The 21,600-nt window shown below is 44.4% G+C and carries 24 protein-coding genes; 19 read left to right on the top strand and 5 right to left on the bottom strand.

All coding sequences use genetic code 11. The features are described 5' to 3' along the window. Nucleotide 1: 1 nt before the first annotated feature. From COT43_09310 to COT43_09230, 17 genes are all read left to right on the top strand, one after another. Entirely contained in the window at nucleotides 2-439 is a 438-nt protein-coding gene (locus COT43_09310; protein PIS27702.1) for a 50S ribosomal protein L15, read from the top strand. After that, nucleotides 436-1,773, top strand: a complete 1,338-nt coding sequence (locus COT43_09305) for a preprotein translocase subunit SecY (protein PIS27701.1) — start codon at nucleotides 436-438, stop codon at nucleotides 1,771-1,773. Before COT43_09310 ends, COT43_09305 begins: the two co-directional genes overlap by 4 nt. Before the next feature lie 10 nt (nucleotides 1,774-1,783). After that, entirely contained in the window at nucleotides 1,784-2,533 is a 750-nt protein-coding gene (gene map, locus COT43_09300) for a type I methionyl aminopeptidase (GenBank protein ID PIS27700.1), read from the top strand. A gap of 13 nt (nucleotides 2,534-2,546) precedes the next feature. Then, on the top strand, nucleotides 2,547-2,765 hold the full coding sequence (locus COT43_09295) for a translation initiation factor IF-1 (protein PIS27720.1): 219 nt from the start codon (nucleotides 2,547-2,549) through the stop codon (nucleotides 2,763-2,765). A 12-nt stretch (nucleotides 2,766-2,777) separates the two neighbouring features. Next, nucleotides 2,778-2,891, top strand: a complete 114-nt coding sequence (locus tag COT43_09290) for a 50S ribosomal protein L36 (protein PIS27699.1) — start codon at nucleotides 2,778-2,780, stop codon at nucleotides 2,889-2,891. Between the two features lie 20 nt (nucleotides 2,892-2,911). After that, on the top strand, nucleotides 2,912-3,298 hold the full coding sequence (locus tag COT43_09285) for a 30S ribosomal protein S13 (GenBank protein ID PIS27698.1): 387 nt from the start codon (nucleotides 2,912-2,914) through the stop codon (nucleotides 3,296-3,298). A gap of 17 nt (nucleotides 3,299-3,315) precedes the next feature. After that, nucleotides 3,316-3,708, top strand: a complete 393-nt coding sequence (locus COT43_09280; GenBank protein ID PIS27697.1) for a 30S ribosomal protein S11 — start codon at nucleotides 3,316-3,318, stop codon at nucleotides 3,706-3,708. A 24-nt stretch (nucleotides 3,709-3,732) separates the two neighbouring features. Beyond that, nucleotides 3,733-4,362, top strand: a complete 630-nt coding sequence (locus COT43_09275; GenBank protein PIS27696.1) for a 30S ribosomal protein S4 — start codon at nucleotides 3,733-3,735, stop codon at nucleotides 4,360-4,362. An 11-nt stretch (nucleotides 4,363-4,373) separates the two neighbouring features. Beyond that, nucleotides 4,374-5,351: a DNA-directed RNA polymerase subunit alpha gene (locus tag COT43_09270; protein ID PIS27695.1), complete on the top strand. Its 978-nt coding sequence runs from the start codon at nucleotides 4,374-4,376 to the stop codon at nucleotides 5,349-5,351. A 21-nt stretch (nucleotides 5,352-5,372) separates the two neighbouring features. Continuing rightward, on the top strand, nucleotides 5,373-5,867 hold the full coding sequence (locus tag COT43_09265) for a 50S ribosomal protein L17 (GenBank protein PIS27694.1): 495 nt from the start codon (nucleotides 5,373-5,375) through the stop codon (nucleotides 5,865-5,867). Nucleotides 5,868-5,881: 14 nt separating this feature from the next. After that, nucleotides 5,882-7,060: a hypothetical protein gene (locus COT43_09260; protein PIS27693.1), complete on the top strand. Its 1,179-nt coding sequence runs from the start codon at nucleotides 5,882-5,884 to the stop codon at nucleotides 7,058-7,060. A 51-nt stretch (nucleotides 7,061-7,111) separates the two neighbouring features. Next, complete coding sequence (locus COT43_09255) at nucleotides 7,112-7,762, top strand: hemolysin (GenBank protein ID PIS27692.1); 651 nt, start codon at nucleotides 7,112-7,114, stop codon at nucleotides 7,760-7,762. A 103-nt stretch (nucleotides 7,763-7,865) separates the two neighbouring features. Continuing rightward, nucleotides 7,866-8,915 (top strand): D-alanine--D-alanine ligase, encoded by a 1,050-nt coding sequence (locus tag COT43_09250; protein PIS27691.1) that lies wholly within the window; start codon nucleotides 7,866-7,868, stop codon nucleotides 8,913-8,915. Then, the gene (locus COT43_09245) at nucleotides 8,915-9,937 is read left to right on the top strand and encodes a hypothetical protein (GenBank protein PIS27690.1); all 1,023 of its coding nucleotides are present in this window, start codon (nucleotides 8,915-8,917) and stop codon (nucleotides 9,935-9,937) included. Before COT43_09250 ends, COT43_09245 begins: the two co-directional genes overlap by 1 nt. 61 nt (nucleotides 9,938-9,998) lie before the next feature. Beyond that, nucleotides 9,999-10,424: a GNAT family N-acetyltransferase gene (locus COT43_09240; GenBank protein PIS27719.1), complete on the top strand. Its 426-nt coding sequence runs from the start codon at nucleotides 9,999-10,001 to the stop codon at nucleotides 10,422-10,424. Nucleotides 10,425-10,438: 14 nt separating this feature from the next. Next, nucleotides 10,439-11,485 (top strand): lysine 2,3-aminomutase, encoded by a 1,047-nt coding sequence (locus tag COT43_09235; protein PIS27689.1) that lies wholly within the window; start codon nucleotides 10,439-10,441, stop codon nucleotides 11,483-11,485. Nucleotides 11,486-11,668: 183 nt separating this feature from the next. Beyond that, nucleotides 11,669-12,754, top strand: coding sequence for a hypothetical protein (locus COT43_09230; GenBank protein PIS27688.1), 1,086 nt, complete (start codon nucleotides 11,669-11,671; stop codon nucleotides 12,752-12,754). A gap of 16 nt (nucleotides 12,755-12,770) precedes the next feature. Here the strand turns inward: COT43_09230 and COT43_09225 are convergent, their stop codons facing one another. The 3 genes from COT43_09225 to COT43_09215 all read right to left on the bottom strand — a co-directional run bounded on the left by COT43_09225 (nucleotide 12,771) and on the right by COT43_09215 (nucleotide 17,761). After that, nucleotides 12,771-13,631 (bottom strand): hypothetical protein, encoded by an 861-nt coding sequence (locus tag COT43_09225; GenBank protein ID PIS27687.1) that lies wholly within the window; start codon nucleotides 13,629-13,631, stop codon nucleotides 12,771-12,773. A gap of 20 nt (nucleotides 13,632-13,651) precedes the next feature. Further along, complete coding sequence (gene manA / locus COT43_09220) at nucleotides 13,652-14,899, bottom strand: mannose-6-phosphate isomerase, class I (protein ID PIS27686.1); 1,248 nt, start codon at nucleotides 14,897-14,899, stop codon at nucleotides 13,652-13,654. A 198-nt stretch (nucleotides 14,900-15,097) separates the two neighbouring features. Next, nucleotides 15,098-17,761 (bottom strand): hypothetical protein, encoded by a 2,664-nt coding sequence (locus tag COT43_09215; protein PIS27685.1) that lies wholly within the window; start codon nucleotides 17,759-17,761, stop codon nucleotides 15,098-15,100. Nucleotides 17,762-17,950: 189 nt separating this feature from the next. Here COT43_09215 and COT43_09210 point away from each other — a divergent pair, with 189 nt between their 5' ends. After that, nucleotides 17,951-18,751 carry a polysaccharide deacetylase gene (locus COT43_09210; protein ID PIS27684.1) on the top strand — a complete coding sequence of 267 codons (801 nt, stop codon included), beginning with the start codon at nucleotides 17,951-17,953 and terminating at the stop codon, nucleotides 18,749-18,751. Between the two features lie 13 nt (nucleotides 18,752-18,764). Beyond that, nucleotides 18,765-19,922, top strand: a complete 1,158-nt coding sequence (gene nagA / locus COT43_09205; protein PIS27683.1) for an N-acetylglucosamine-6-phosphate deacetylase — start codon at nucleotides 18,765-18,767, stop codon at nucleotides 19,920-19,922. A gap of 23 nt (nucleotides 19,923-19,945) precedes the next feature. Here nagA and COT43_09200 read toward each other — a convergent pair whose 3' ends face one another. Beyond that, nucleotides 19,946-20,761, bottom strand: a complete 816-nt coding sequence (locus COT43_09200) for a hypothetical protein (GenBank protein PIS27682.1) — start codon at nucleotides 20,759-20,761, stop codon at nucleotides 19,946-19,948. 74 nt (nucleotides 20,762-20,835) lie between these two features. Continuing rightward, nucleotides 20,836-21,600: an SIS domain-containing protein gene (locus COT43_09195; GenBank protein ID PIS27681.1), complete on the bottom strand. Its 765-nt coding sequence runs from the start codon at nucleotides 21,598-21,600 to the stop codon at nucleotides 20,836-20,838.

Below are 21,600 nucleotides of genomic sequence, written 5' to 3'. Positions count from 1 at the left end.
TATGAATTTAGGTTCCCTCAAATACGCGCAGGGCGCGAAGCAGAATGAAAAACGGATAGGCAGAGGAAACGCTTCCGGAACAGGCGGCACAAGTGGACGCGGAAGTAAAGGTGCTGGCTCTCGGGCTGGTTCTAAATTTCGGCCGTGGCATGAAGGCGGACAGATGCCGATTTACAGAAGGCTTCCGAAGCGTGGATTTACGAATATTTTTAAAGAAGAAGTCCAAATTGTCAATTTAGATATTATTGCGCGTCTGCAATTGCCGGAAGTAACCATTGAAACCCTACTTCAAAAAGGATATATCAAGACATCTGCAAAACCAGTCAAGATACTTGGAAATGGCGAGATTACCGAACCTGTTCGCGTCATTGCCAATGCATTCAGCAAAACTGCAAAAGAAAAAATCGAAGCATCTGGGGGAAAGGCTGAGATCATATGAAACAACAATTCCAGAGTATCTTTCGAATTCCTGAACTAAGAAAACGTATTTTTTACACCTTAGCGATACTCGTCGTTATTCGAATCGGTTCGCACATCCCTATCCCCGGCATCGACAGCGAGGTCATGGGTGCGGCGATGCGAAATTTTTCCAATACTCTGTTCGGATTGTATGATCTTTTTGCGGGTGGCGCATTTTCACGCGCAACACTCTTTGCTCTCGGTATCATGCCATACATCAGCGCTTCGATCATCATTCAGTTGCTCGGCGCTGTGATTCCCTATTTTCAGAAGCTTCAAAAGGAAGGCGAAGAGGGACGGAAAAAAATTACCCAACTAACCCGATACGGAACGGTCCTTATCTCGGCGCTTCAGGCATTCGGCATTGCCCAGTTCCTGATGAGTCCGCAGATGTCAGCCCGCATCGGCAATCAGATTCTTCCGGTCGTTCCGCATCCCGGAATCGGTTTTGTATTGATGTCGATGCTAACGTTGACTGCTGGAACTGTGCTAATCATGTGGCTTGGTGAGAAAATAACCGAACGCGGCATCGGAAACGGAATTTCCCTGATCATCATGATCGGTATCATTGCGCGTCTGCCCAATGTGTTTGTTAGCGAACTTGCACTCATCAAAGAAGATGTCCGCGGAATTTTTACCGAAGTTATCCTAATCGGTCTAATGTTTGTTATCGTAGGGTTTGTAGTACTGCTGACTCAGGGGCAACGAAAAATTCCGGTTCAATATGCCAAGCGGGTCGTCGGACGAAAAGTCTATGGTGGTCAGGCGACACATATTCCCTTGCGGGTTAATACAGCGGGCGTCATGCCAATCATTTTTGCGCAATCGATCATGTTCATCCCCAGCACGATCGCCACATTTTTTCCGCAGAGTGATTTCATTCAAGGGATGATGCGATTTTTTAGCGTACAATCGCCGGTTTACTGGCTGATTTACGGTATATTCATTGTGTTTTTTACCTATTTTTATACGGCAATCGCCTTCAATCCGATCGAGGTCGCTGACAATATGAAGAAGTACGGTGGTTTCATTCCCGGCATTCGTCCTGGGAAAAAAACCTCAGAGTTCATCGATAATATTCTGACGAAAGTAACTCTTCCTGGTTCCATTTTCCTCGCGTTCATCGCTATTTTTCCGTATATCTTGATGAACGTTGTGGATATTAACTACGATCTGGCGTCATTTTTTGGCGGCACCAGTTTGTTGATCATTGTCGGAGTCGCTCTGGATACTCTTCAGCAGATCGAATCGCATTTGCTGATGCGGCATTACGATGGATTTATGAAAAGCGGTAAAATGAGAGGTCGTCATTAAAAAACGTCATATGATCTATATTCGCTCACAAGAAGAAATCGGGAAAATGCGCGAGAGTAACCGAATTGTGGCTGAAACTATACACATTCTCGGTCTTGAGATCAAACCCGGTATTCAGACTGGGAAACTCGATAAGATTGCGGATGAGTATATTCGCAGTCGCGGTACCAATCCGGCTTTTAAAGGATATCGCGGGTATCCGGCGAGTATTTGCATCAGTATTGACGAAGAAGTGGTTCACGGCATTCCGTCAAAAAGAGAACTCCGAGCAGGACAAATTGTTTCGGTCGATGTCGGCGCCGAGAAAGATGGTTATTACGGTGATTCCGCCTACACATTTGCTGTTGGCGAGGTTAGCGAAACCAAAAAACATCTGATGCAGGTTACGAAGGATTCTCTGTATAAAGGAATCGAAAAAGCGCTTCCGGGCAAGCATCTGTCGGATATCGGAAATGCCGTTCAGTCCTACGTCGAAATGAATGGATTTTCCGTCGTGCGCGATATGGTAGGTCACGGAATTGGGCAGAGACTTCATGAAAGTCCGGAAGTCCCCAATTACGGTGACCCCGGCAAAGGACCGATTCTTAGACCTGGAATGTGTCTGGCGATCGAACCGATGGTAAACGCCGGAACGTTTGAGGTTTATGTCTTAGATAACGGTTGGACAATAGTCACCGCCGATCATCAACCTTCAGCACATTACGAACATACAATCGCCATCACCGAAACCGGACCGGTTATTCTGTCCGTGAGTGAATGAAAGAACAGAACGCATGACGAAAGAAAAACTGATCAAGGTGGATGGAACGATTAAAGAGAACTTACCCAATGCGTCATTCAGGGTTGTTCTTGAAAATGGGCACGAAGTTCTGGCGCATGTTTCCGGCAAGATGAGGATGCATTTCATCAAGATTTTGCCGGGCGACAAAGTGACGTTGGAACTCTCGCCGTATGACTTGAGCAAAGGAAGAATAACTTACAGATATAAATAAAGTGGAAAGATCATGAAAGTTAGATCATCAGTTAAGAAAATTTGTGATAAATGCAAAATCATTCGTCGCAAAGGTGTGGTAAGAGTCATTTGTAGCAACCCGAAGCACAAACAGCGTCAGGGTTAACAGGGTAGTAGGAGGAAATTTTGGCTCGAATTGCCGGTGTCGATTTACCTAATGATAAAAAAGTGAGAATTGCTTTGACCTACATCTTTGGTATAGGTCAAGCTAAAGCCATGAACATTCTGCTGAAAGCAAATGTTGATCCCGAAATCCGTGTGAAAAATCTAACGGAAGAACAGGTCAAAGATATCCGAAATGTGATCAGCAACGAAGAAAAAGTCGAAGGCGCACTCCGAACGGAATTCCAGATGAACATTAAACGTTTGATGGAAATCGGAAGCTATCGTGGTCTCAGACATAGACGTGGCTTACCTGTCAGAGGACAGCGCACAAAGACCAACGCCCGCACAGCTAAAGGTCCAAGACGCACTGTCAGCAGGAAGAAAACGAAAGTCGGTAAGAAAGGATAATAAAGGAGGTATCTGAATTGCCACAAAAACGTGCCGCAACGAAGAAAAAGAAAAAAATTAAGGTTGACGCCGAAGGTATTGCGACCGTCAAAGCGACCTTTAATAATACGATCATTTCACTCACAGATAACTTCGGGAATGTGATCTCGTGGGCGTCGTCAGGGGCTGCCGGTTTCAAGGGCTCCCGGAAGAACACTCCGTTTGCCGCCCAGCTGGCATCCACGAAAGCCGCAAAGGAAGCGATGGAGCTTGGGTTAAGCCGCGTTGAGGTTCGGGTCAAAGGCCCGGGCGCTGGCAGAGAAGCCGCTATCCGCGCGCTGAATCTGGCAGGGCTCCAGATCATGTCGATCAAGGACGTCACACCTATCCCGCATAATGGATGCAGACCTCCGAAACGCAGAAGAGTATAAAGTCAAATCTTGGGAGTAAAATAGATGGCAAGATATACAGGTCCGGTTTGTAAGTTGTGTCGCAGAGAAGGTAAAAAGCTCTTTTTAAAAGGCGAACGGTGTAACAGCACCAAATGTTCTTTCGAAAAGAAGAGCTATGTTCCGGGACAACATGGACAAACCAATCGTAGACGACTGTCAAACTATGGTTTGCAGTTAAGAGAAAAGCAAAAAATCAAGAGAATTTACGGGATATACGAAAAGCAGTTCAGGCGTTATTTTGAAATTGCGACAGGGCAAAAAGGCATCACAGGTACCAATCTGATGAAACTTTTAGAAAGCCGTCTTGATAATGTCGTTTATCGGCTTGGATTCGCATCTTCTCGGAAAATGGCGCGCGAGTTGGTTAGCCATAGACATTTTACCGTCAATGGGAAAATCGTCACCATTCCTTCCTATCTCGTAAAACCGAACGACGTTATTCAGGTCAAAGAAAAAAGCAGAAAGTTGGTAGTTATTCATGAATCCATGAAAAGAATTCATGGAGACCATGAACTTTTATGGCTGATTCTTGACAAAGCCAAATTGCAGGGCATTTTTGTTCAGGTCCCCGAAAGAGACCAAATGGGTATGGATGTGAATGAACAATTAGTCGTTGAACTCTATTCTAAATAGTGAGGAGATAAATGACCATACAAGAGCAAATCGTAGCCAGAGTTGTAAAAGAGCAATCCATTGATACACACGCCGTTTATATCGTACAGCCGTTGGAACGTGGTTTTGGTACGACGATCGGAAATGCGCTGAGGCGAGTCCTTCTGACTTCGATTCCCGGCGCCGCGATCTCGTCGATCAAAATAGACGGCGTCCTTCATGAATTTGCCTCTATCACCGGCGTCAAGGAAGATGTGGCGGATATAATCCTGAATCTAAAACAGGTGCGTATCAAATTGTTCGATCCGAAACCTGACAAGATTCATCTTCAATTTAAGGGCGAAGGTGAATTTCTTGCTGGAGAGATTGGCAAAGACACCACACAGTTCAAGATCCTCAATCCAGATCTCCACATTTGTACGCTGAATGAAAAAGCCGATTTCGCGATTGAGTTAAAAATATCGCGCGGAACCGGCTGGGTTCCTGCTGAGAGAAACAAAACGCTGGATTTTCCGATTGGAACGATTTTTATCGATTCCATTTTTTCGCCGATTACTAACGTCTCTTTTCATGTTGAAAACCTACCGGGAACATCCCGTGAGGTTTTGGAAAAGATGATTCTGGATATCGAAACCGACGGAAGCATCACGCCGGAAGAATCCATCGACATTGCCTCGAATCTGCTGAGAGAATATTTTGGACTCTTTTTAAAAGTGGAATCCAAACCAGTCGAATTCACGAGAGACGTTCCCAACGAGGACGTAATCAAAGTGCGGAATCTGTTGAAGAAGAGCGTCGATGAAATGGAACTTTCCGTTCGTTCGTATAATTGCTTGAAAGCCAACAATATCAGAACAATCGCTGATCTAGTTTCCAGAGAAGAGTCAGAAATGCTGAAGTTCAAGAATTTTGGACGCAAGTCGCTGAACGAGCTGATGGCGAAACTCAAGAGCATGAACCTCGAATTCGGAATCGACGTCGAAAAATATTTAATTGAAAAAGAAGATTAACACCGATAGGAGTTTGTAGAAATGCGCCATCAGAAACGTGTAGCGAAGCTTGGGATGGTAGCCAGTCACCAGAAGGCGATGTTATCCAATATGGCAGGTTCGCTGATCCAACATGGAAAAATCAAGACGACCGATGCTCGTGCAAAAGAACTCAGACGTGTCGTTGAACGTCTCATTACCTTTGGAAAAAAAGGCACGATTCACCATAGACGACTCGCATATAAAGTTTTGAACGACAGAACTCTTGTCAAACTGTTGTTTGATCACATCGCGCCGCAATATGCAACCCGTAATGGCGGGTATACACGAATCGTGAAATTAGGATTTCGCGACAATGACGCCGCCGCGGTTTCGCTTATCGAGTTTGTCGATTATAAAAAACCAGCCGAAGAAAAGAAACCGGCAAAGCCGTCTAAAAAAGAATCCGCCAAAAGAGAAAAGAGAGTTACCACCGAAGTTAAGGAAATAACAGAAATTCCCGCTCCGGCTCCAAAAGCCGAGAAGCAGGGAGAATAAAAGCGGATTTCCGATTGCATAACGATCGGCGAAATAACCGTTGGGCAGTGATACTCACTGCCCTCTTTCTTTTTATTTTGGCGAATTTTTCTCATCTCTTTCCGCAGGAACATCATCTCGGCTTGTGGGTCGTTCGTAATCAGATGATAGATAAGAAAAGTATCGATCGCTTTGTAGAATTTGCATCAATTAACGGATTTACCGATATCTTTATACAAGTCAGAGGTCGTGGTGACGCTTATTATCGCTCGAAAATTGCGCCGGTAGCCGACCGCCTAAACGGAAGTGACTTTGATCCGCTCGATTATGCTCTTGTCGCCGCTCATGCCTACGGGTTGAAAGTTCATGCTTGGTTGAACGTTTATTTGTTATGGTCTTCGGATGATAGACCGAAAAGCCGCGAACATCTTTTCTGGGCACATCCTGAATGGTGTGCGATCGATGCAAATGGAATTCGGGATATCGATCGTTCATCTGACGAATTCAGGAAAAACGGAACGGAAGGCATTTATCTTTCACCACTCGTTCCCGAAGTTAGGCTTCATCTCATTCAAATCATTTCGGAATTGGTACAGAAATATCCAATTGACGGCGTGCATTTAGATTACGTTCGCTATCCGAAAAATACTTATGACTTCAACGAACAGGCTCGGTTTCGATTCAAGCAGAAAAATGGTGTCGATCCGATTCTTCTATCTATATCTAATAAATCATTTTATGCCGGTTGGGATGATCAAGTGCTGGAACATACTTTAGATGAATGGAGCGAATTTCGTAGAGAAGGTGTCAACGAATTGATACGCGGTATCCGCGAGTCTCTGGCAACATTACAAAAACCTGTTGAACTGAGCGCCGCCGTCAAACCTGATCCCTTCGAAGCGAGAAATCACTTCTTTCAGGATTGGGAAACTTGGTTGAAAAACGATTGGATCGATTTTGCAGTTCCGATGAATTATTCGAGAAACGCTGATAGGTTTGAAACTATCACGCTGAAAATTGATCCATCCATTCCAAAAAGTAAAATATGGATGGGAATCGGTGTTTATAACCAAAACAAATTTGATGCAGTGGCAAAGACAATGATTAGTCTATCAAGCGGTTTCCGAAATGTGGTTTTCTTTTCTTATGATACGTTTGCAGACGAGCCGTCCTATTTCAGAACTCTGCAAAAGGCATTCGATATCAGACAGTAATCTGTTGTTAAATTTGCCAATTGCTATTGGCTTTTAGAAGGAATATTCAAAATGAAAAAACTTAAAGATCCTATCAGTGGATTCACGCATTTCCTTGGCGTGTTGGCGTCTATCGCCGCGCTGGTTTTTCTTATCGTTCGCTCCAGCCATCCGGCAAAGCCGTGGCATATTGTCGGTTTTTCGATTTATGGAGCCGGAATGCTGTTGTCCTATACCGCAAGCACAGTTTATCACTGGCTAAATTTATCCGAGAAGAATACACTTCGACTCCGACGGATCGATCATATGATGATTTTCATTTTTATTGCTTCGACCTACACGCCGATTTGTTTAATCCCGCTTCGCGGCGGATGGGGCTGGACTCTGTTTGGATTGGTTTGGGCAACGGCGATTGCTGGAATCGTTCTAAAAACTGTTTGGATGGAAGCGCCTCGTCGGCTCACGGCGGCGATTTATGTTTTAATGGGGTGGCTGGCTATGATTGCACTGGTTCCGCTATTACATGCCGTAGGTTTGACGGCGTTGACTTGGTTATTATTAGGTGGACTTTTCTATACAATTGGCGCCGTTATATATTCAAGAAAATGGCCGAATCCTTTTCCGCCTGTCTTTGGCTTTCATGAAATTTTCCACTTGTTTGTGATTCTTGGCAGTGTTTGCCATTTTATCCTGATGGTCAAATATATTGTACCATTGAAATAATTTATGCTTCCGGTTGTATATTTAGTGAGCATAATTTTTTTCATAATTCATAAAAATATTTCTTTCTTTCTGTGAAAATATACTTAAATTCACCGCGACAAAAATGAAGATCGCTGTCACTTATAGTACAAAAAAAGGTTTAGGGAAGGAGTACACAAAACGCTTCGTCTCCGATCTGGACGACGAAGATATCCCTCCCGACCTTTTTGCCGAAGGTGATAGCCTTCGGACGATACATTCAATCATCAATTCATTCAAAGAAAACGGACATGAGGTCGTAGGCTTCGAAAGCGACGATTCGGTCATGCGACGATTAGAAAAAGCCAGACCGCAATTGGTTTTTAACGTTGCCGAAGGATTATTTGGAGACATGCGCGAGTCTTATGTCCCGTTGATGTGCGAGCGGTTAGGTCTGCCGTACACGGGTTCAGGCCCGCTGACGCTGGCGATTTGCCTGAATAAAGCCCGTTCCAAGGAAATTTTAAGTTATTACGGTGTTCCGAATCCGCGGTTCTGGATGATTTTTCCCGATCAGGAATTTCCGGAAAACAGTATTTCTTTTCCATCAATCGTCAAACCGATCTCAGAAGGAAGCAGTAAAGGAATTTTTAACAATTCTGTTGCCCAAGATTATGAATCGTTAAGGCGAATCGTGAGGGATAACTTCGACAAATATCAGCAACCGGTAATCGTTGAGGAATTTTTACCGGGGCGTGAGTTTACCGTCGCTCTTTGGGGGAATGGTTATGAAGTCGATGTTCTACCGATTATCTCGGTGAATTTTTCTCATCTACCGAAAGAAGCGCAGGCGATCTATTCATACGAAGCGAAGTGGGTGTGGGATACTCCTGAAAAACCACTGGATATTTTTGAGTGTCCGGCGAAGATTTCTTCCGAATTGCGAGCGTCGATAGAAAAAACGGTCAAACGCGCTTATCAGGTTTTAAACATTCGCGATTGGTGCCGGATCGACGTGCGTTTGGACGCGGACGGCGTTCCGAATGTACTCGAATTGAATCCGCTTCCGGGAATACTTCCCGATCCACGAGAGAATTCCTGCTTTCCCAAAGCCGCGCGAACTGCTGGCTATTCGTATTCACAAATGCTCAACCGAGTCCTTGACATATCCGCCGCGAGGTACGGCATCCGATAATGACTGCCGAAGAAGAACAACGAAAAAAAGTCGCAGTCGTCTATAATTCTTTTGATGACGTCTCTGATCCGGAGAATGTCGAATTTTTATCAGAAGCCGGTGTCAAAGACGAAGCGGATGCCGTTTCGCAGTCGCTGGAGAGACTTGGGCATCAAATCCTCGTTCTACCGCTGAAGAACCTGACTTCGGATATTCAAACGATCATTACGTTCCAACCAGACGTCATTTTTAACCTGTGCGAAGGATTTCGCGGAAACACTCAGCATGAGATGTTCATCGCCGGAATTTGGGAACTTCTGAGTATTCCGTACACCGGAAACCATGCGCTGACGATTGGAACTGCTCAAAATAAAGTCCTGACCAAACAAATGCTTGTGACGAACGGTCTAATGACTCCCGAATATGAAACATTTTCCGATATACCCGTGATAACGCAATTACAATTTCCATTGATTGCCAAACCCTCGAGAGAAGACGGGAGTATTGGTATCGATCGGAATGCCGTGATCCGCAATTTGGATGAATTGAAAATCTCGGTCGAACGGTTATTGCAAAGATACCGTCAGGAGATTTTAGTTGAACGGTTTATTGACGGACGGGAATTTGCCGTCGGCATTCTGGAAAACGGTTCACCTGTTGCTCTGCCACCATCGGAAATACTTTTCGATGCGCTGGATGCCAATCTGCCGCATATCGCAAGTTATGATGCCAAATGGTACGAAAATGATCCCATCTACCAAAAGACGCCTTCCATCTGTCCGGCGATGTTGGATTCCACGACGGAAGACCGTCTGCAATCGCTTGCGCTTCGGGTATATGCGTTAATGGGCGGAAACGGTTATGGGCGAATCGATTTTCGGATGGACGCGCAGGGTGAGATTTACATTCTTGAATACAATCCGAATCCCGACATTTCTCCCGCGGCGGGATATGTTAAAGCGCTGAAAGCGTCGGGAATTTCCTATGATGAATTCGTGGCAACACAGATTGACACGGCAATGAAAAGAAAGGATCATGATTAACATTCGTTCAATTAAACCGGAAGACCGGCCGGTTCTTCTTCATATAATCGAGCATACCGGCATGTTTTCTTCGGAAGAGGTGAATGTGGCGATGGAACTCATCGACGTCTGCTTGAATCAAAAAGAACAAAAGGATTACAAAATTCACGTGGCAACAGACGAAACGGATTCTATTGTCGGTTATGTATGCTACGGACCAACCCCGGCAACGGTTGGAACCTTTGATCTTTACTGGATTGTCGTTGATGTGGTTTGCCAAAATCAGGGAATTGGTAAACAATTGCTTCAATTTGTCGAAGGTGAGGTTTCCAGAAAAGTCGGCAGATTGATCATTATAGAAACCTCCTCGGTCGAAAAGTATTTACCGACCCGCGGATTTTACTTGCGAAACGGCTATACGATTGCCGCTCAGATCAAGGATTTTTACCGTGAAGGCGATGATCGCGTTATTTTTGTCAAATATTTTAAACCCAAAGAAAAAGAATAGGAGCCGAAACAGCCATGGAGCAGTGGCAAAAAATACTAAAGAAAAGTCTGACAACCATCGAAGAAATCTCGGAGAAATTGAACGTCCCAATCGAAGAGTTGAAGGGATTGGATAAGGTGTTCGATATCAAAATCAATCCTTATTATTTATCGCTAATCAAGGAAAAAGGTGACCCAATTTATAAACAGGTTGTGCCCGACCTGGCAGAACTTCATCAGGATCAACTGCTTTCTGATCCGCTTTGCGAGGAAAAGGATTCGCCCGTTCCCAGTATCGTACATCGTTATCCTGACAGATGTCTGTTTTTGGTTTCGCATGATTGTGCTTCCTACTGTAGGTTTTGTACCCGAAAGCGGAAAGTCGGCGATCCGACCAAAATCAGTTTAAAATTTATCGATCAGGGAATCAAATATATTGCTAGCCATCCTGAAATCCGGGACGTTATCATTTCGGGTGGCGATCCACTGGTTCTTGGCGATAAGCAGATCGAAAATATCTTGTCAAGGCTTCGGGGAATCAAACATATTGAGATTCTCCGAATCGGCTCGCGCGTTCCGTGTTACCTGCCACAAAGAATCACCAGTAAACTAGTTAAAATACTGAAGAAATATCATCCACTCTATATAAACGTACATTTCAATCATCCGGACGAACTGACGCCGATTGCCGTGAAAGCGCTGGGGCGTCTTGCCGATGCGGGAATCCCGTTGGGATGTCAAACTGTTCTACTCAAAGGCGTCAACGATGATCCGGCAGTGATGAAAAAACTCATGCAAAAATTGTTAGCCACTCGCGTCAAACCCTACTATATCTATCAGGCGGATATGGTTTATGGGACGGAACACTTTCGAACCCGAGTCGAGAAAGGATTGGAGATCATCAAAGCGATTCGCGGATGGACATCTGGCATGGCCGTTCCGCACTTTGTTATCGATGCGCCAGGCGGTGGCGGGAAGATCCCGCTCCTTCCTGAATATCTGCAGGAGATTAACGATAATGAAGTTATCCTGAAAAATTACGAAGGAAAGATATTCCGTTATCAGCAACCTGCAATAAAATAGACATCTCGTCAATCTTATATCCAAGATAAGCGGTTTCCAAAAACGGAAGCCGCTTATTTTTTTGTCTTTTCAGGAGGAAATGAAAATCCGTTCTTGATAAAGAAAAATTTATTTGTAAATTTAAGTGTTAATAAGTTTTAAGGCGTTTGGACAGTGTGAAAAACAGAAAAAAAGGAGTTAAAGATGCCTTTGTTGGAAGTTTGCCTCCTGGATGATTCGCCGATCAATGGCTTTCTGGGCTTGGTACTTAAAAAGCCGGATGCCGTCGTATGGCTTCGGACACCACATCAGAAAACTATCGCTCAACAAATCGAAGCGGCTGTCGCAACTTACATGGCGCCTATGTTTGAGACGCGCGAAATTCTCTCCGATGATGTCAATTCTTTTGTCAAAATTTGTCAGGCTATTCTTCGTGATTATCCAGAGCATGAGATTTTGCTGAATGTTACTGGCGGAGATCGCCTGCAGGCGGTTCTGGCGGCGGATGTTTTTCGAAAAGCCAATAAAGAGGTCTTCTACATCGATACGCATCACTTCAAGATTATCAATATTGGTTTAGGCGAATCGAAATATTATCAGATAGCAGCGCTGACTGTGAATGAGTTCATCGCGCTACAAGGTATCAAAATGACCTACGGAACTCGTTTTGATCCTGAGATCGGAAGGAGAAGCCCGCTGACCTATTTCATTGCGGTACATATCGATAATTTGGTTCCTCATATTGATAAAATCCGTGATGAATGGATTAAAATGGGCAATGTCAAACAAAGTGTAAAATGGGATTATGATGATGGAAGGATAAAATTTTTGATCGAATATGATGCTGAGCAAGATCGAATGAAATGCAAATTTGGCGGCGGAGCCGGTCAAAAAGTGGTTGAGATTTTCAAAAATCCCGAGGAATATTTACTAAACGGCGGCTGGCTCCGTGAAATGGTTTTCCTCCGGGTGCATAAGAGCCAGTACGACGATGTCCGGTTAGATGTCCGACTTGATAAAGAATCTCTTCCTCTTGGCAATAAAAGCGAAAATCTGATCGATATTGCAATGATGAAAGGAAGCACGCTCTATATTTTCCAGTGTTTTTCGTATCCGATTACGCACGACTCATTCATGGAATTGAAATCTTTTCAGCAAACGGTCAAACTTCTGAATGCAAAAGGATTTGTCTTCGTTTCACACAAAATATATCACGGCTTTATCGAACGAGCGCGTGAACTTGGCGTGAGTGTTGTAGTTGGACGAAGGATTCCGATTTTTACGATATAAAATTTTTCAGGTGCGGCTATGCGAACGCGATGCACACCGCGCCGATAATGATAATTGTCCCTCCAACGAGTCGCGCACGGATGTTTTTCTCATTAAAAAACCACCATCCATATAAAATTACAAACAATAGCGAAAGTCGTTTCAGAGAAATCATATAAGCGACCTGAATCATTCCAATGGCGGTAAAGTGGAGAATAGCCATCAAGGCCATTGCCAAACCGATTCGTATTCGTTCTATCGGGAATTGAAATAATGGTTTGATTTTTCCCTTATTAGTAATTAGCGCAAACGGTGTAAATCCAACGGTTAGCAGGAAGAAGTAAACGGTGGCAAAGAAAAGCGGCGAAGAATGCTGGATCGCCAATTTTCCAAGCGTTGCGGTGACTGCGTAACAAATCGCGACGATAAACATGTATAACGAACCGCGGTTTTTAAAAATTGCCAGCCATGGTTCAAATAGTCCGTACTTCGCGCGGTCGATTTGTAACAGGTATGTTCCAATCGAGATAAGAATCACGCCAAGAACTCCGGCAAGCGAAAGAGTTTCGCCGAGAAAGAGGGTCGGAATTACGAGAAGAAATAACGGCGATAATCCAAGGTATGGAACCGTCAAAGAAAGTGGAGCAATTTGCAAAGCGCGCATGTATAGGAAGGTCGAGATTAAATCGATGATGACGCAAATTGCCATAGCGCCAATGAACGTCCAGTCAATCGGTGGAATATTGATAAAAGCGAGAATCGGCAATAGAAATGGAAGCGCATAGGCTTCGCGGATCCATGACAACACGACGGCCTGTGTGCGGGCGGATTCCTTTTTAGTGTAAGCGTCGGCGGTTGCCATGAAAAAGCCGGAAAGTAGGGAAATTAAATACCACATGAATTATTCTCCAGAAGTGTTTAGAAAGAGGATTGCGGTGTTGAAGCGGAGAAAATAACAGATCGTTCGGCAGTTTTTAATTCGTAACGTTCCAAGACGGCCGGGACAAGAACCGAGTCCCCGGTTTTAAGGCGCATTGCTTGTATCGAACCGTTAATTGGAAAGAGGAGATCGGCTTTGCCGTCAATGCAGATCAAAATTTCCGGTGTTTGAGGCTTTTGAACGAATATTGACTTGTTAAGCGAGAGCCGATACCGTTGGACGGCAAACTCATCAGCGGGTGTCGAATATGTAAAGCGTTCTGCGTTCTTATCGTCGGTTAGTATCGAAACATTTTTTTCTGAATAATCAAGAATATTGATCAACGTCGGTACATCTTGAAACTTAGGCGTTAGTCCGGCGCGGACAACATTATCCGAATTTGCCATGCACTCAACGATGTTACCATATACATAAGCATGCGGAACGCCAGCCGGCAAGAAAATCGCTTCGCCGGTTTTCAGATGAATCAGGTTCAGGAAAAAAAGTCCAAACAGTCCGATATCTGATCCGGGATATTTCTTTCGCAATTTCAGAAAGAGGGATTCCGTTTCGGTCTGTGCGGAAAGAGTCAACAGACGGCGTTCGAGATAATCAATCGAATTAGACAACTCGCTTCTTTTTTTGATCGAAAATTGAAAGAAAGTGGAGAGAAATTGTTGCCTGACTTCCGGCTTGTTTGACTTCGACTGAAAAAATGATACGACCTCGTGTCCTATGAAGCCGGATATTTCGGGATAATTTTTCAGCACCGAGAGAATCTCGGCCGTATTTTTAAAACCAACAAGCGCTGTCAGTTCGTCCAACGCAATGGCAATTTCTGGTTTATGGGTATCGTCGGGATAATGTTTTGGGTCGATTCGATGGATCGCTTCTGCCTGTTTTTTATCTGGATGAGCCTGAATTGACAGAACTTCTCCGGCGGAGAGGATTTTGAACAAAAATGGCAACTGTTTTCCAAAGTGAGATACGACTTGCGGTCCTAAGATTTCCTGGGGATATTGACGAATCAACTTTGTTAGCGGAATTTGGGAAGTGCCCAGCAAAACTCTTGAAGGAGCGCTGGAATTTGCGCCCATCCAAAGTTCGGCGTACGCCGTGTTCAATTCCGCCGGAATGTTGAGAAGTTTTGGAATGAATGCAGACTCTCCGCGCATGCCCCACGAATAATGTTGGATAGAATTGACCAATCTAAGTGGCTGAGGTTGGAGCGGAGGAAAGGTTTTCATATTTTTTATAGTTTCATGGTTTTCAAAATGAACAAACCTATGCTACCGATATTTCGATAAATATTCAAGAGGAAAAACCGTTTTTTGGGACACAATTTTCAAGCGTTTGGGAAAAGTCATTCCTGAAAAATATTGGAGTGAAAGTAGAATGGGTCCGAATTTCTCCGGACCCTTTGAGGGATGTATATCGTGTCGCGTTTATCGGTTTAACAAGTAACTCAATTTCACTATCAACACATTTTCTGGCGAAGTGGAAAATAACTCGCGGATATCGTGCCTTAAATCGAACGTTCCGGTGCCGTTAGCGTTTGTTAATCCATTTGACCAGACTAAATAGAGCAACGAACCGGGTAGATATTCCCACCGGATTACCAGATTGCACCGGAATTGTTTGTAATGGAAATCCGGTTTACTGAATCGATATTCATAAGAACCGTCGGAATCATTATCAACGCCAAACTGTTTGTCGTTTGGGAAATAGGTGACCTCGTTGGACGAAAAATCTCTGAATTGATCCTGAAAATGCCCCATGCGCGGATAAGCGGCTTCGGTGAAATTCTGGTAATTGCCTGCCGTCAGGAATGGCTCGCCATAGAATTGGACAGAAAGATTCGGCGTCAATGTGAAATCCAGCCGGACGATACAGGAAAATGTTTTCTGGTGCATTTCCGCGAATATATAATGACGATTGCCAGTGGCATCTTCAACATTATCAACCCATCTCCATGAATCGTATTCACTTTGGAAGGTTGGGTTCAATGTGGCTTTCAGATTTGTTGTTAGGCGGAATACGAGTTCTGGCGAGATGGTCATCCCAACAGATTGGTCGGTGGTGCTCCAACCGCTAAATTTTAATTCGCCGAAGATTTTTTTCCGGGAGTCGGAATTGACACCTAACCAGAAGTTGGTTCTCCCCGGCACAAGAAAAGATGGACCGCCGCGAAGGGCGTCGTTAGAAATTCCCCTGCTGTTATTTTGTACTCCGCACCATGCTTCCCAATAGTTTAAGAATTCGATGGAAAAATTCGTGCTGGATCCCCATCCCAAATATTTCGGTTCATAATCCCAAATGTTCCACTGCGAGATGTTAAAATTGTAATTACGATACCATTTGCCCGGCGTTCTTTCGGAATAACCTATCCATTCAAATTCCAATGTTTGATCAACCTGCCGAATGTATCCAACATCGTTGATTTCGAATTCGGGACTGTAGGATAAAACGCCTGTTGCCCATTGCCAGTGTTTACCGCCGGTTTTTTCCAAAGTAAACTTATATGCCGTACCGGTCAATGACGTCCGCGAACTATCAATTCTCACATGACGCGCATCGAGTCGTTGGAAATATCGTCGAGGACTTAATTGTGTTTGAAGAATAGCTTCAGGGCGGCCGTGAATATTCGATGCGGAAAAAGTGCCTTCGATCATGTAGCGGTGATTCAGGAATTGGTGCGAGAAGTCGATCCCGGAAGTCAATGCTCTATCGTGGAGAAATTCGAGGTTCGGGTTGTCGATTTTTCGAAGTGTTGCGGTCGCCATTCCGCCGATAGTCGTTTGCCCGTTTCGGAAATCTTTCTGAAATCGCAAAATCGAATAATTTGTCAAAGGTTCGATAGTTTCCCATTCCGTGCGTCCGGATTGATAGATGAATTTTCCGACTTCCTTGTCGGTTATCGCATTGATTAACCCAATCGACCAGCCATTTATCGTTTTTCCGGTAACTTTTGCGGCGCCGAGAATGCTTGTCATTTTTGGATCCTCTGTCCAAGTTGTGTCGTTATCGTCTTCATCTGCGAGAACGCGGTGAGGCGCTCTGCCGACGCGCCGCGAGTAGAAAAGTGACGTTAGCGATTCGTCGCCATCTCCAAATCCTAACTTGGAACTAAAAATATTGTTTCCTTCGGTAAAAAACGGTCGTTTCTCCGGTAAGTACGATTCAAAAGCAGTCAGGTTGAATTCGCCGGGATCGGCTTCTATTTGTCCGAAGTCCGGATTTATCGTCATGTCCAGTGTCAGATTGTTGGTCAATCCATATTTGATGTCAGCGCCGATGTTACTGGCGCGGTCATATTTTTCCGAATGAATTTCCGTGACTAAATCTTGAGATGTCGTCGATCCTGCGGTCAGATATGGCGCAATGTAAATCCGTTTTTGCTTTGGTATAGAAGAAATCCCGGTTAGCCGTCCATAGTGAGAAACCCAGCCGGATTCATTTTTGGGGATCGAAACCCAGTATGTTTCCTCGTTTTTTCGTGATATAATCCGCATGAAATTAATACCCCAGCCGTCGTTATTATCATCTGAAAAACGTAGTTCTTTGAAAGGAATCCTGAACTCAGCGATCCAGCCAGCTGAATCAATATTTGACGCTCCGTCCCAGATTGCGTCCCAGTTGAAGTCTTGAGATTCGTCGTCAAAGCGCATAACGTCGTATTTGACGCCAGCGGCATTTATGCCAAATTCAAACGCCGTTCGGTTATCGTTGTAGCTGTCAATCGAAATCCCGATCCAATCAGAGGGCGAATCGGTATCGCGTCTCGTCAGCATACCGCGGATTTTTGATGGCTCTGAATCGTATGCCACGACGCAGATATACAAATTCCGATCGTCATAAAGTACTTTAAAAGTTGTTCTTTCGGTCGAAGATTTTCCTTCATCTGGATCGCGCTGAATGAACGCTTTACCTTCCGGTGCCAAACTCCACGCGGATTCAGTCATTCTTCCATCGATCGTTATCGGCTCGGCGTCTTTCCGGACAGCCAAAACGGTTTTCACGGTTACGTCCGATGAAGTCGTGTCGGGTTTTGGTTTAGCAAAAGCGATGATGGAAATCGTGAAGAAAATTAACGTTGCCCTAAAATTCATTTTATTCCCTGTTATTGTATTGAAAAAACGTTTGTAAGACGAGATAAAGTGATCAAAGGTTGCCTCATATAAAATTTAAATCGACGGGGCCAGAAGTTGGAATGGGAAAAAACCGTAAAACTGATTACATTTATAAGAAATGTGCACATTGCCGAAACACTTAATGCAAACAGAAACTAAAGGGAATAAATGATAAGATACAGCAAAAATTTACTTCTGATATATTTCGGATTGATCATATTTGCGCTTTGCGGCTCATTCGGTTTGTTTGTGCAGAGTCCAAAAAATGAAGGGAAATATTCTTATGCCTGCGGTGGAATCGTACGCGGTGACAGGTCGGTAAAAACCATTGCGCTGATTTTTACAGGTGCTGATTTTTATGACGGCGGTGAAATTATTTTGAATACGCTGAAAGAACGGAATATCCGGGCGACTTTCTTTTTCACAGGCGACTTTTACCGGAACGCAGGAATATGGGAATTAATCCAGAAACTCGTTCATGCGGGACATTATCTCGGTCCGCACTCGGACAAACATTTGCTCTATTGCTCATGGGAAAAACGTGATTCACTGTTGGTTGATCAGGCGCAATTTCAATCGGACCTTTTAGATAATTACCGAGAAATGGAGCGCTTCGGAATCGATGAGAAACATCGTTACTTTATGCCTCCATACGAATGGTACAATGATTCGGTAACGGTGTGGGCAAAGCAGATGGGCATTACGTTAATCAACTACACGCCGGGAACGCTTTCCAGCGCCGATTATACAATTCCATCGATGAAGAACTACCGATCAAACCATGCAATCTTTCAAAGTATTCTGGACTATGAGAAGGAAGACCCAAACGGGCTAAACGGTTTTTTTCTGCTGACGCATATTGGGACGCATCCCGAAAGGACGGAAAAATTCTATAATCGACTCGGCGGACTGCTGGATATTCTGATATCGAAGGGCTATCGCTTTGTCAAAATAAACGAAATGTTTTAGAGTTAGGGAAATTATGAAAAATCAACTATTAATTCGCAAATGCAAACTTTATGACGCTGAGAATCCCGGCGTACTCACCGACGTTGCTATCCGTGATGGGAAAATCGCGGCGTTCGGCAATTTTTCCGAAAGTGAGCATTTTCAGCATGAGATCGATGCCGGCGGCCGAACAATGATTCCGGGACTGATTGATATTCACATTCAGGGCGCGGGCGGTGCGGATATTCTGGATGGAACCGATGAATCTTTGAAAACCATGTCTCGTACATTGGCGCGTCTGGGAATCACCGGCTTCCTCGCGACAACCGTTGTCAAGCCATGTGAAAAGAATCATCACTTGCGTGTTGTTGCCCAAAATGTTGGCAAAAATCTCAGCGGAGCCACGATTCTCGGTATTCATCTCGAAGGACCATTCATCAATCCGGTCAAATGTGGCGGCATTTCGATCCGGAGTATCTACCCGCCGAAGGGAAATTCACTCGACGAAATTCTTGAAATCACCGGAAAAAATCTAAAAATGATGACAATCGCGCCGGAAATTGCTGGAAATCATCCTATCATTCGTCAACTGATAGATGCTAATATCATCCCATCGTTTGGACATTCAAACGCCAGTTATGAGGAAGCCCGCACGGGATTTGATCTCGGGATTAATCATGTTACCCATATTTTTAATGCGATGCCGCCGTTACACCACCGGTTTCCGGGTCCGCTGACGGCGATATTCGAGTCCGAAACGATTACCGCTCAAATTATCGGTGATGGCGTTCATCTGCATCCGGCAATTGTCGATATGCTTTACCGGATTTTAGGTAAGGAGCGATGCATCTGTATCACCGACGGAATTCAGGCGATGGGGTTGCCGGACGGTCGGTATATCTACAATGGCAAAGAATATGAGTCGAAGAATGGTGCCGCCACTTATCTGGATGGAACACTCATCGGCACCGCTCTCAGTGTATTTGAAATCGCTAAAAGGTTTATGCGATTTACAGGGTGTGATTTAAAAACAGCGATCGACACTGTGACAATCCATCCTGCGAAATTACTGGGGATCGACGACCGGAAAGGTTCACTTGAAACTGGTAAAGACGCCGACATCGTTTTGCTGAATCCGGACTTATCCGTTTGGAAAACAATAATTGGCGGGAAAGTTTTTATTCCTTCCTGAAAAGCTGAAAGTTAGTCAGACGTCTAACGACTTGGTGGACCAGCCTGTTGATCAGCAGGCGCGTTCTTACTATCGATTTGATTTCGATATAGTTTGTACCACTTCGATGCGATGAGTTTTACCGCTGGGAACGGTTTGCCATGCGCTGGGTAAATCGTCTTCGCTCCCGCATCCACGACTTTTTTCCAGTTATCGAAAACCTGGCCGATGTTTTCATAATAGATCGGTCGATAGCGAATGCCTGTCCATTTGAGGAAGTTCATTGCGAGATCACCGACGAATGCACTTCCATCATCCATTAAAACCGACATAGAATCGTGCGAATGTCCCGGCGTCATTAAGATTTGCCCATGAATTCCGATGGTTCTCAGCATTTCGTCGTCATTTTTGGCGATCAGAATATCGTCCTCTTTTAAAAAGACTTGTGGAAATTTGAAGTCGGGGTGTAAGAGGCGGAAAATCGGGAACAGTTTTTTGATTCGGCGATTGATCGGTTGCATCGTATTTTCTGATTCACCTTTTCGCAATGCAGGGGCGGACTCTTCATGAATGATGAGCCGTGCGTTCGTATAAGTTCGCATTTCCGCGACAAAACCGGCATGATCATCGTGGTGATGCGTTAAAAGGATATATTTGATGTCGACAATTTTGACGCCGACGCGGTGAATTTCCCGAATAAATTTGCGGAATTTATGTTTGTATCCGGTATCGATCAGCAAATAACCGTCTGTGCATTTCAATAAATAGCATTTGGTGATGCCGAGATTTAACCGGTAAAACGAATCGTTAATCAGGGGATTTTTCAAGAACTCCATGGCTTTTTTCGGCAAATTACTCACTATATGATCTTCCTTTTCGTATCAAAATTCTTTGGAATTTCCAAAGACGTTTTCTTTTGGAATACGGTGAAAATTCAGACGCCTGCGATTCTTTTTTTATACACTGCAAGTGCTTCCGATAACCTTTCCTTTGCTGTCGTGTCGCCGGGGGCGTTATGCGATGGGTGAATGTAAAGTTTGACTCCGCGGTCTGCGAGAATTTCCGCGACAGTCGTCACCGTCATCCAGACTGCTGTGACGAATGCAATTGTCGATACAGGACCGATTTTATCGTAGTGATTTTTTAAAGTGACCGACGCATCCTGAATCGGAACGCATGTATCGACTACGATGTCGGCGATGTCAAAAATCGTCTTTCCGCAGGAATGACGCGTTTGTTTACCTTTTGCTTCTGCCGCCGATCCGTATGCGATGACAGTCATGTCGCGTTTTTTTGCTTCCAGTGCGATGTCGATATTGACATTATTAATTCCAGTGTGCGAGAAAACCCACATACAGTCGCGCGGATCAAAATTGTATCCTTTCATGATTTCGATGCCGTAACCTTCGACGCGTTCGAGAAATACAAACTGATGGACGCTCATGCCACCGACAATGTTTGTGAAGAAGGTGAGTGGGAGTTCGATCATCGGATGAAAACCGACGAATCCACCGATACGTGGATACATTTCTTCAATTGGCAGTGTCGCATGTCCGCAACCGAACGTGTGAACCCATCGGCCTGATTCGATGGTATCAGCCATCACATCGGCGGCTTTCTGGATGCTTTCCATTTGTGTGTTATCAATTCTCTCCATAATGGTTTTGGCGTTATTCAGCCATTCTTTTGCTAACTGCAT

It is taken from the genome of Candidatus Marinimicrobia bacterium CG08_land_8_20_14_0_20_45_22 (assembly GCA_002774355.1).
Taxonomy (GTDB): domain Bacteria; phylum Fidelibacterota; class UBA2242; order UBA2242; family UBA2242; genus 0-14-0-20-45-22.
This window is presented reverse-complemented; position numbering and strand designations above follow the sequence as displayed.

Bases quoted from the DNA above. Each gene is read 5' to 3' on its own strand.
- COT43_09310 (PIS27702.1), top strand. From the start codon at position 2: ATGAATTTAGGTTCCCTCAAATACGCGCAGGGCGCGAAGCAGAATGAA.
- COT43_09305 (PIS27701.1), top strand. From the start codon at position 436: ATGAAACAACAATTCCAGAGTATCTTTCGAATTCCTGAACTAAGAAAA.
- map (PIS27700.1), top strand. From the start codon at position 1,784: ATGATCTATATTCGCTCACAAGAAGAAATCGGGAAAATGCGCGAGAGT.
- COT43_09295 (PIS27720.1), top strand. From the start codon at position 2,547: ATGACGAAAGAAAAACTGATCAAGGTGGATGGAACGATTAAAGAGAAC.
- COT43_09290 (PIS27699.1), top strand. From the start codon at position 2,778: ATGAAAGTTAGATCATCAGTTAAGAAAATTTGTGATAAATGCAAAATC.
- COT43_09275 (PIS27696.1), top strand. From the start codon at position 3,733: ATGGCAAGATATACAGGTCCGGTTTGTAAGTTGTGTCGCAGAGAAGGT.
- COT43_09270 (PIS27695.1), top strand. From the start codon at position 4,374: ATGACCATACAAGAGCAAATCGTAGCCAGAGTTGTAAAAGAGCAATCC.
- COT43_09265 (PIS27694.1), top strand. From the start codon at position 5,373: ATGCGCCATCAGAAACGTGTAGCGAAGCTTGGGATGGTAGCCAGTCAC.
- COT43_09255 (PIS27692.1), top strand. From the start codon at position 7,112: ATGAAAAAACTTAAAGATCCTATCAGTGGATTCACGCATTTCCTTGGC.
- COT43_09250 (PIS27691.1), top strand. From the start codon at position 7,866: ATGAAGATCGCTGTCACTTATAGTACAAAAAAAGGTTTAGGGAAGGAG.
- COT43_09245 (PIS27690.1), top strand. From the start codon at position 8,915: ATGACTGCCGAAGAAGAACAACGAAAAAAAGTCGCAGTCGTCTATAAT.
- COT43_09240 (PIS27719.1), top strand. From the start codon at position 9,999: ATGTTTTCTTCGGAAGAGGTGAATGTGGCGATGGAACTCATCGACGTC.
- COT43_09235 (PIS27689.1), top strand. From the start codon at position 10,439: ATGGAGCAGTGGCAAAAAATACTAAAGAAAAGTCTGACAACCATCGAA.
- COT43_09230 (PIS27688.1), top strand. From the start codon at position 11,669: ATGCCTTTGTTGGAAGTTTGCCTCCTGGATGATTCGCCGATCAATGGC.
- COT43_09225 (PIS27687.1), bottom strand. From the start codon at position 13,631: ATGTGGTATTTAATTTCCCTACTTTCCGGCTTTTTCATGGCAACCGCC.
- manA (PIS27686.1), bottom strand. From the start codon at position 14,899: ATGAAAACCTTTCCTCCGCTCCAACCTCAGCCACTTAGATTGGTCAAT.
- COT43_09215 (PIS27685.1), bottom strand. From the start codon at position 17,761: ATGAATTTTAGGGCAACGTTAATTTTCTTCACGATTTCCATCATCGCT.
- COT43_09210 (PIS27684.1), top strand. From the start codon at position 17,951: ATGATAAGATACAGCAAAAATTTACTTCTGATATATTTCGGATTGATC.
- nagA (PIS27683.1), top strand. From the start codon at position 18,765: ATGAAAAATCAACTATTAATTCGCAAATGCAAACTTTATGACGCTGAG.
- COT43_09195 (PIS27681.1), bottom strand. From the start codon at position 21,600: ATGCAGTTAGCAAAAGAATGGCTGAATAACGCCAAAACCATTATGGAG.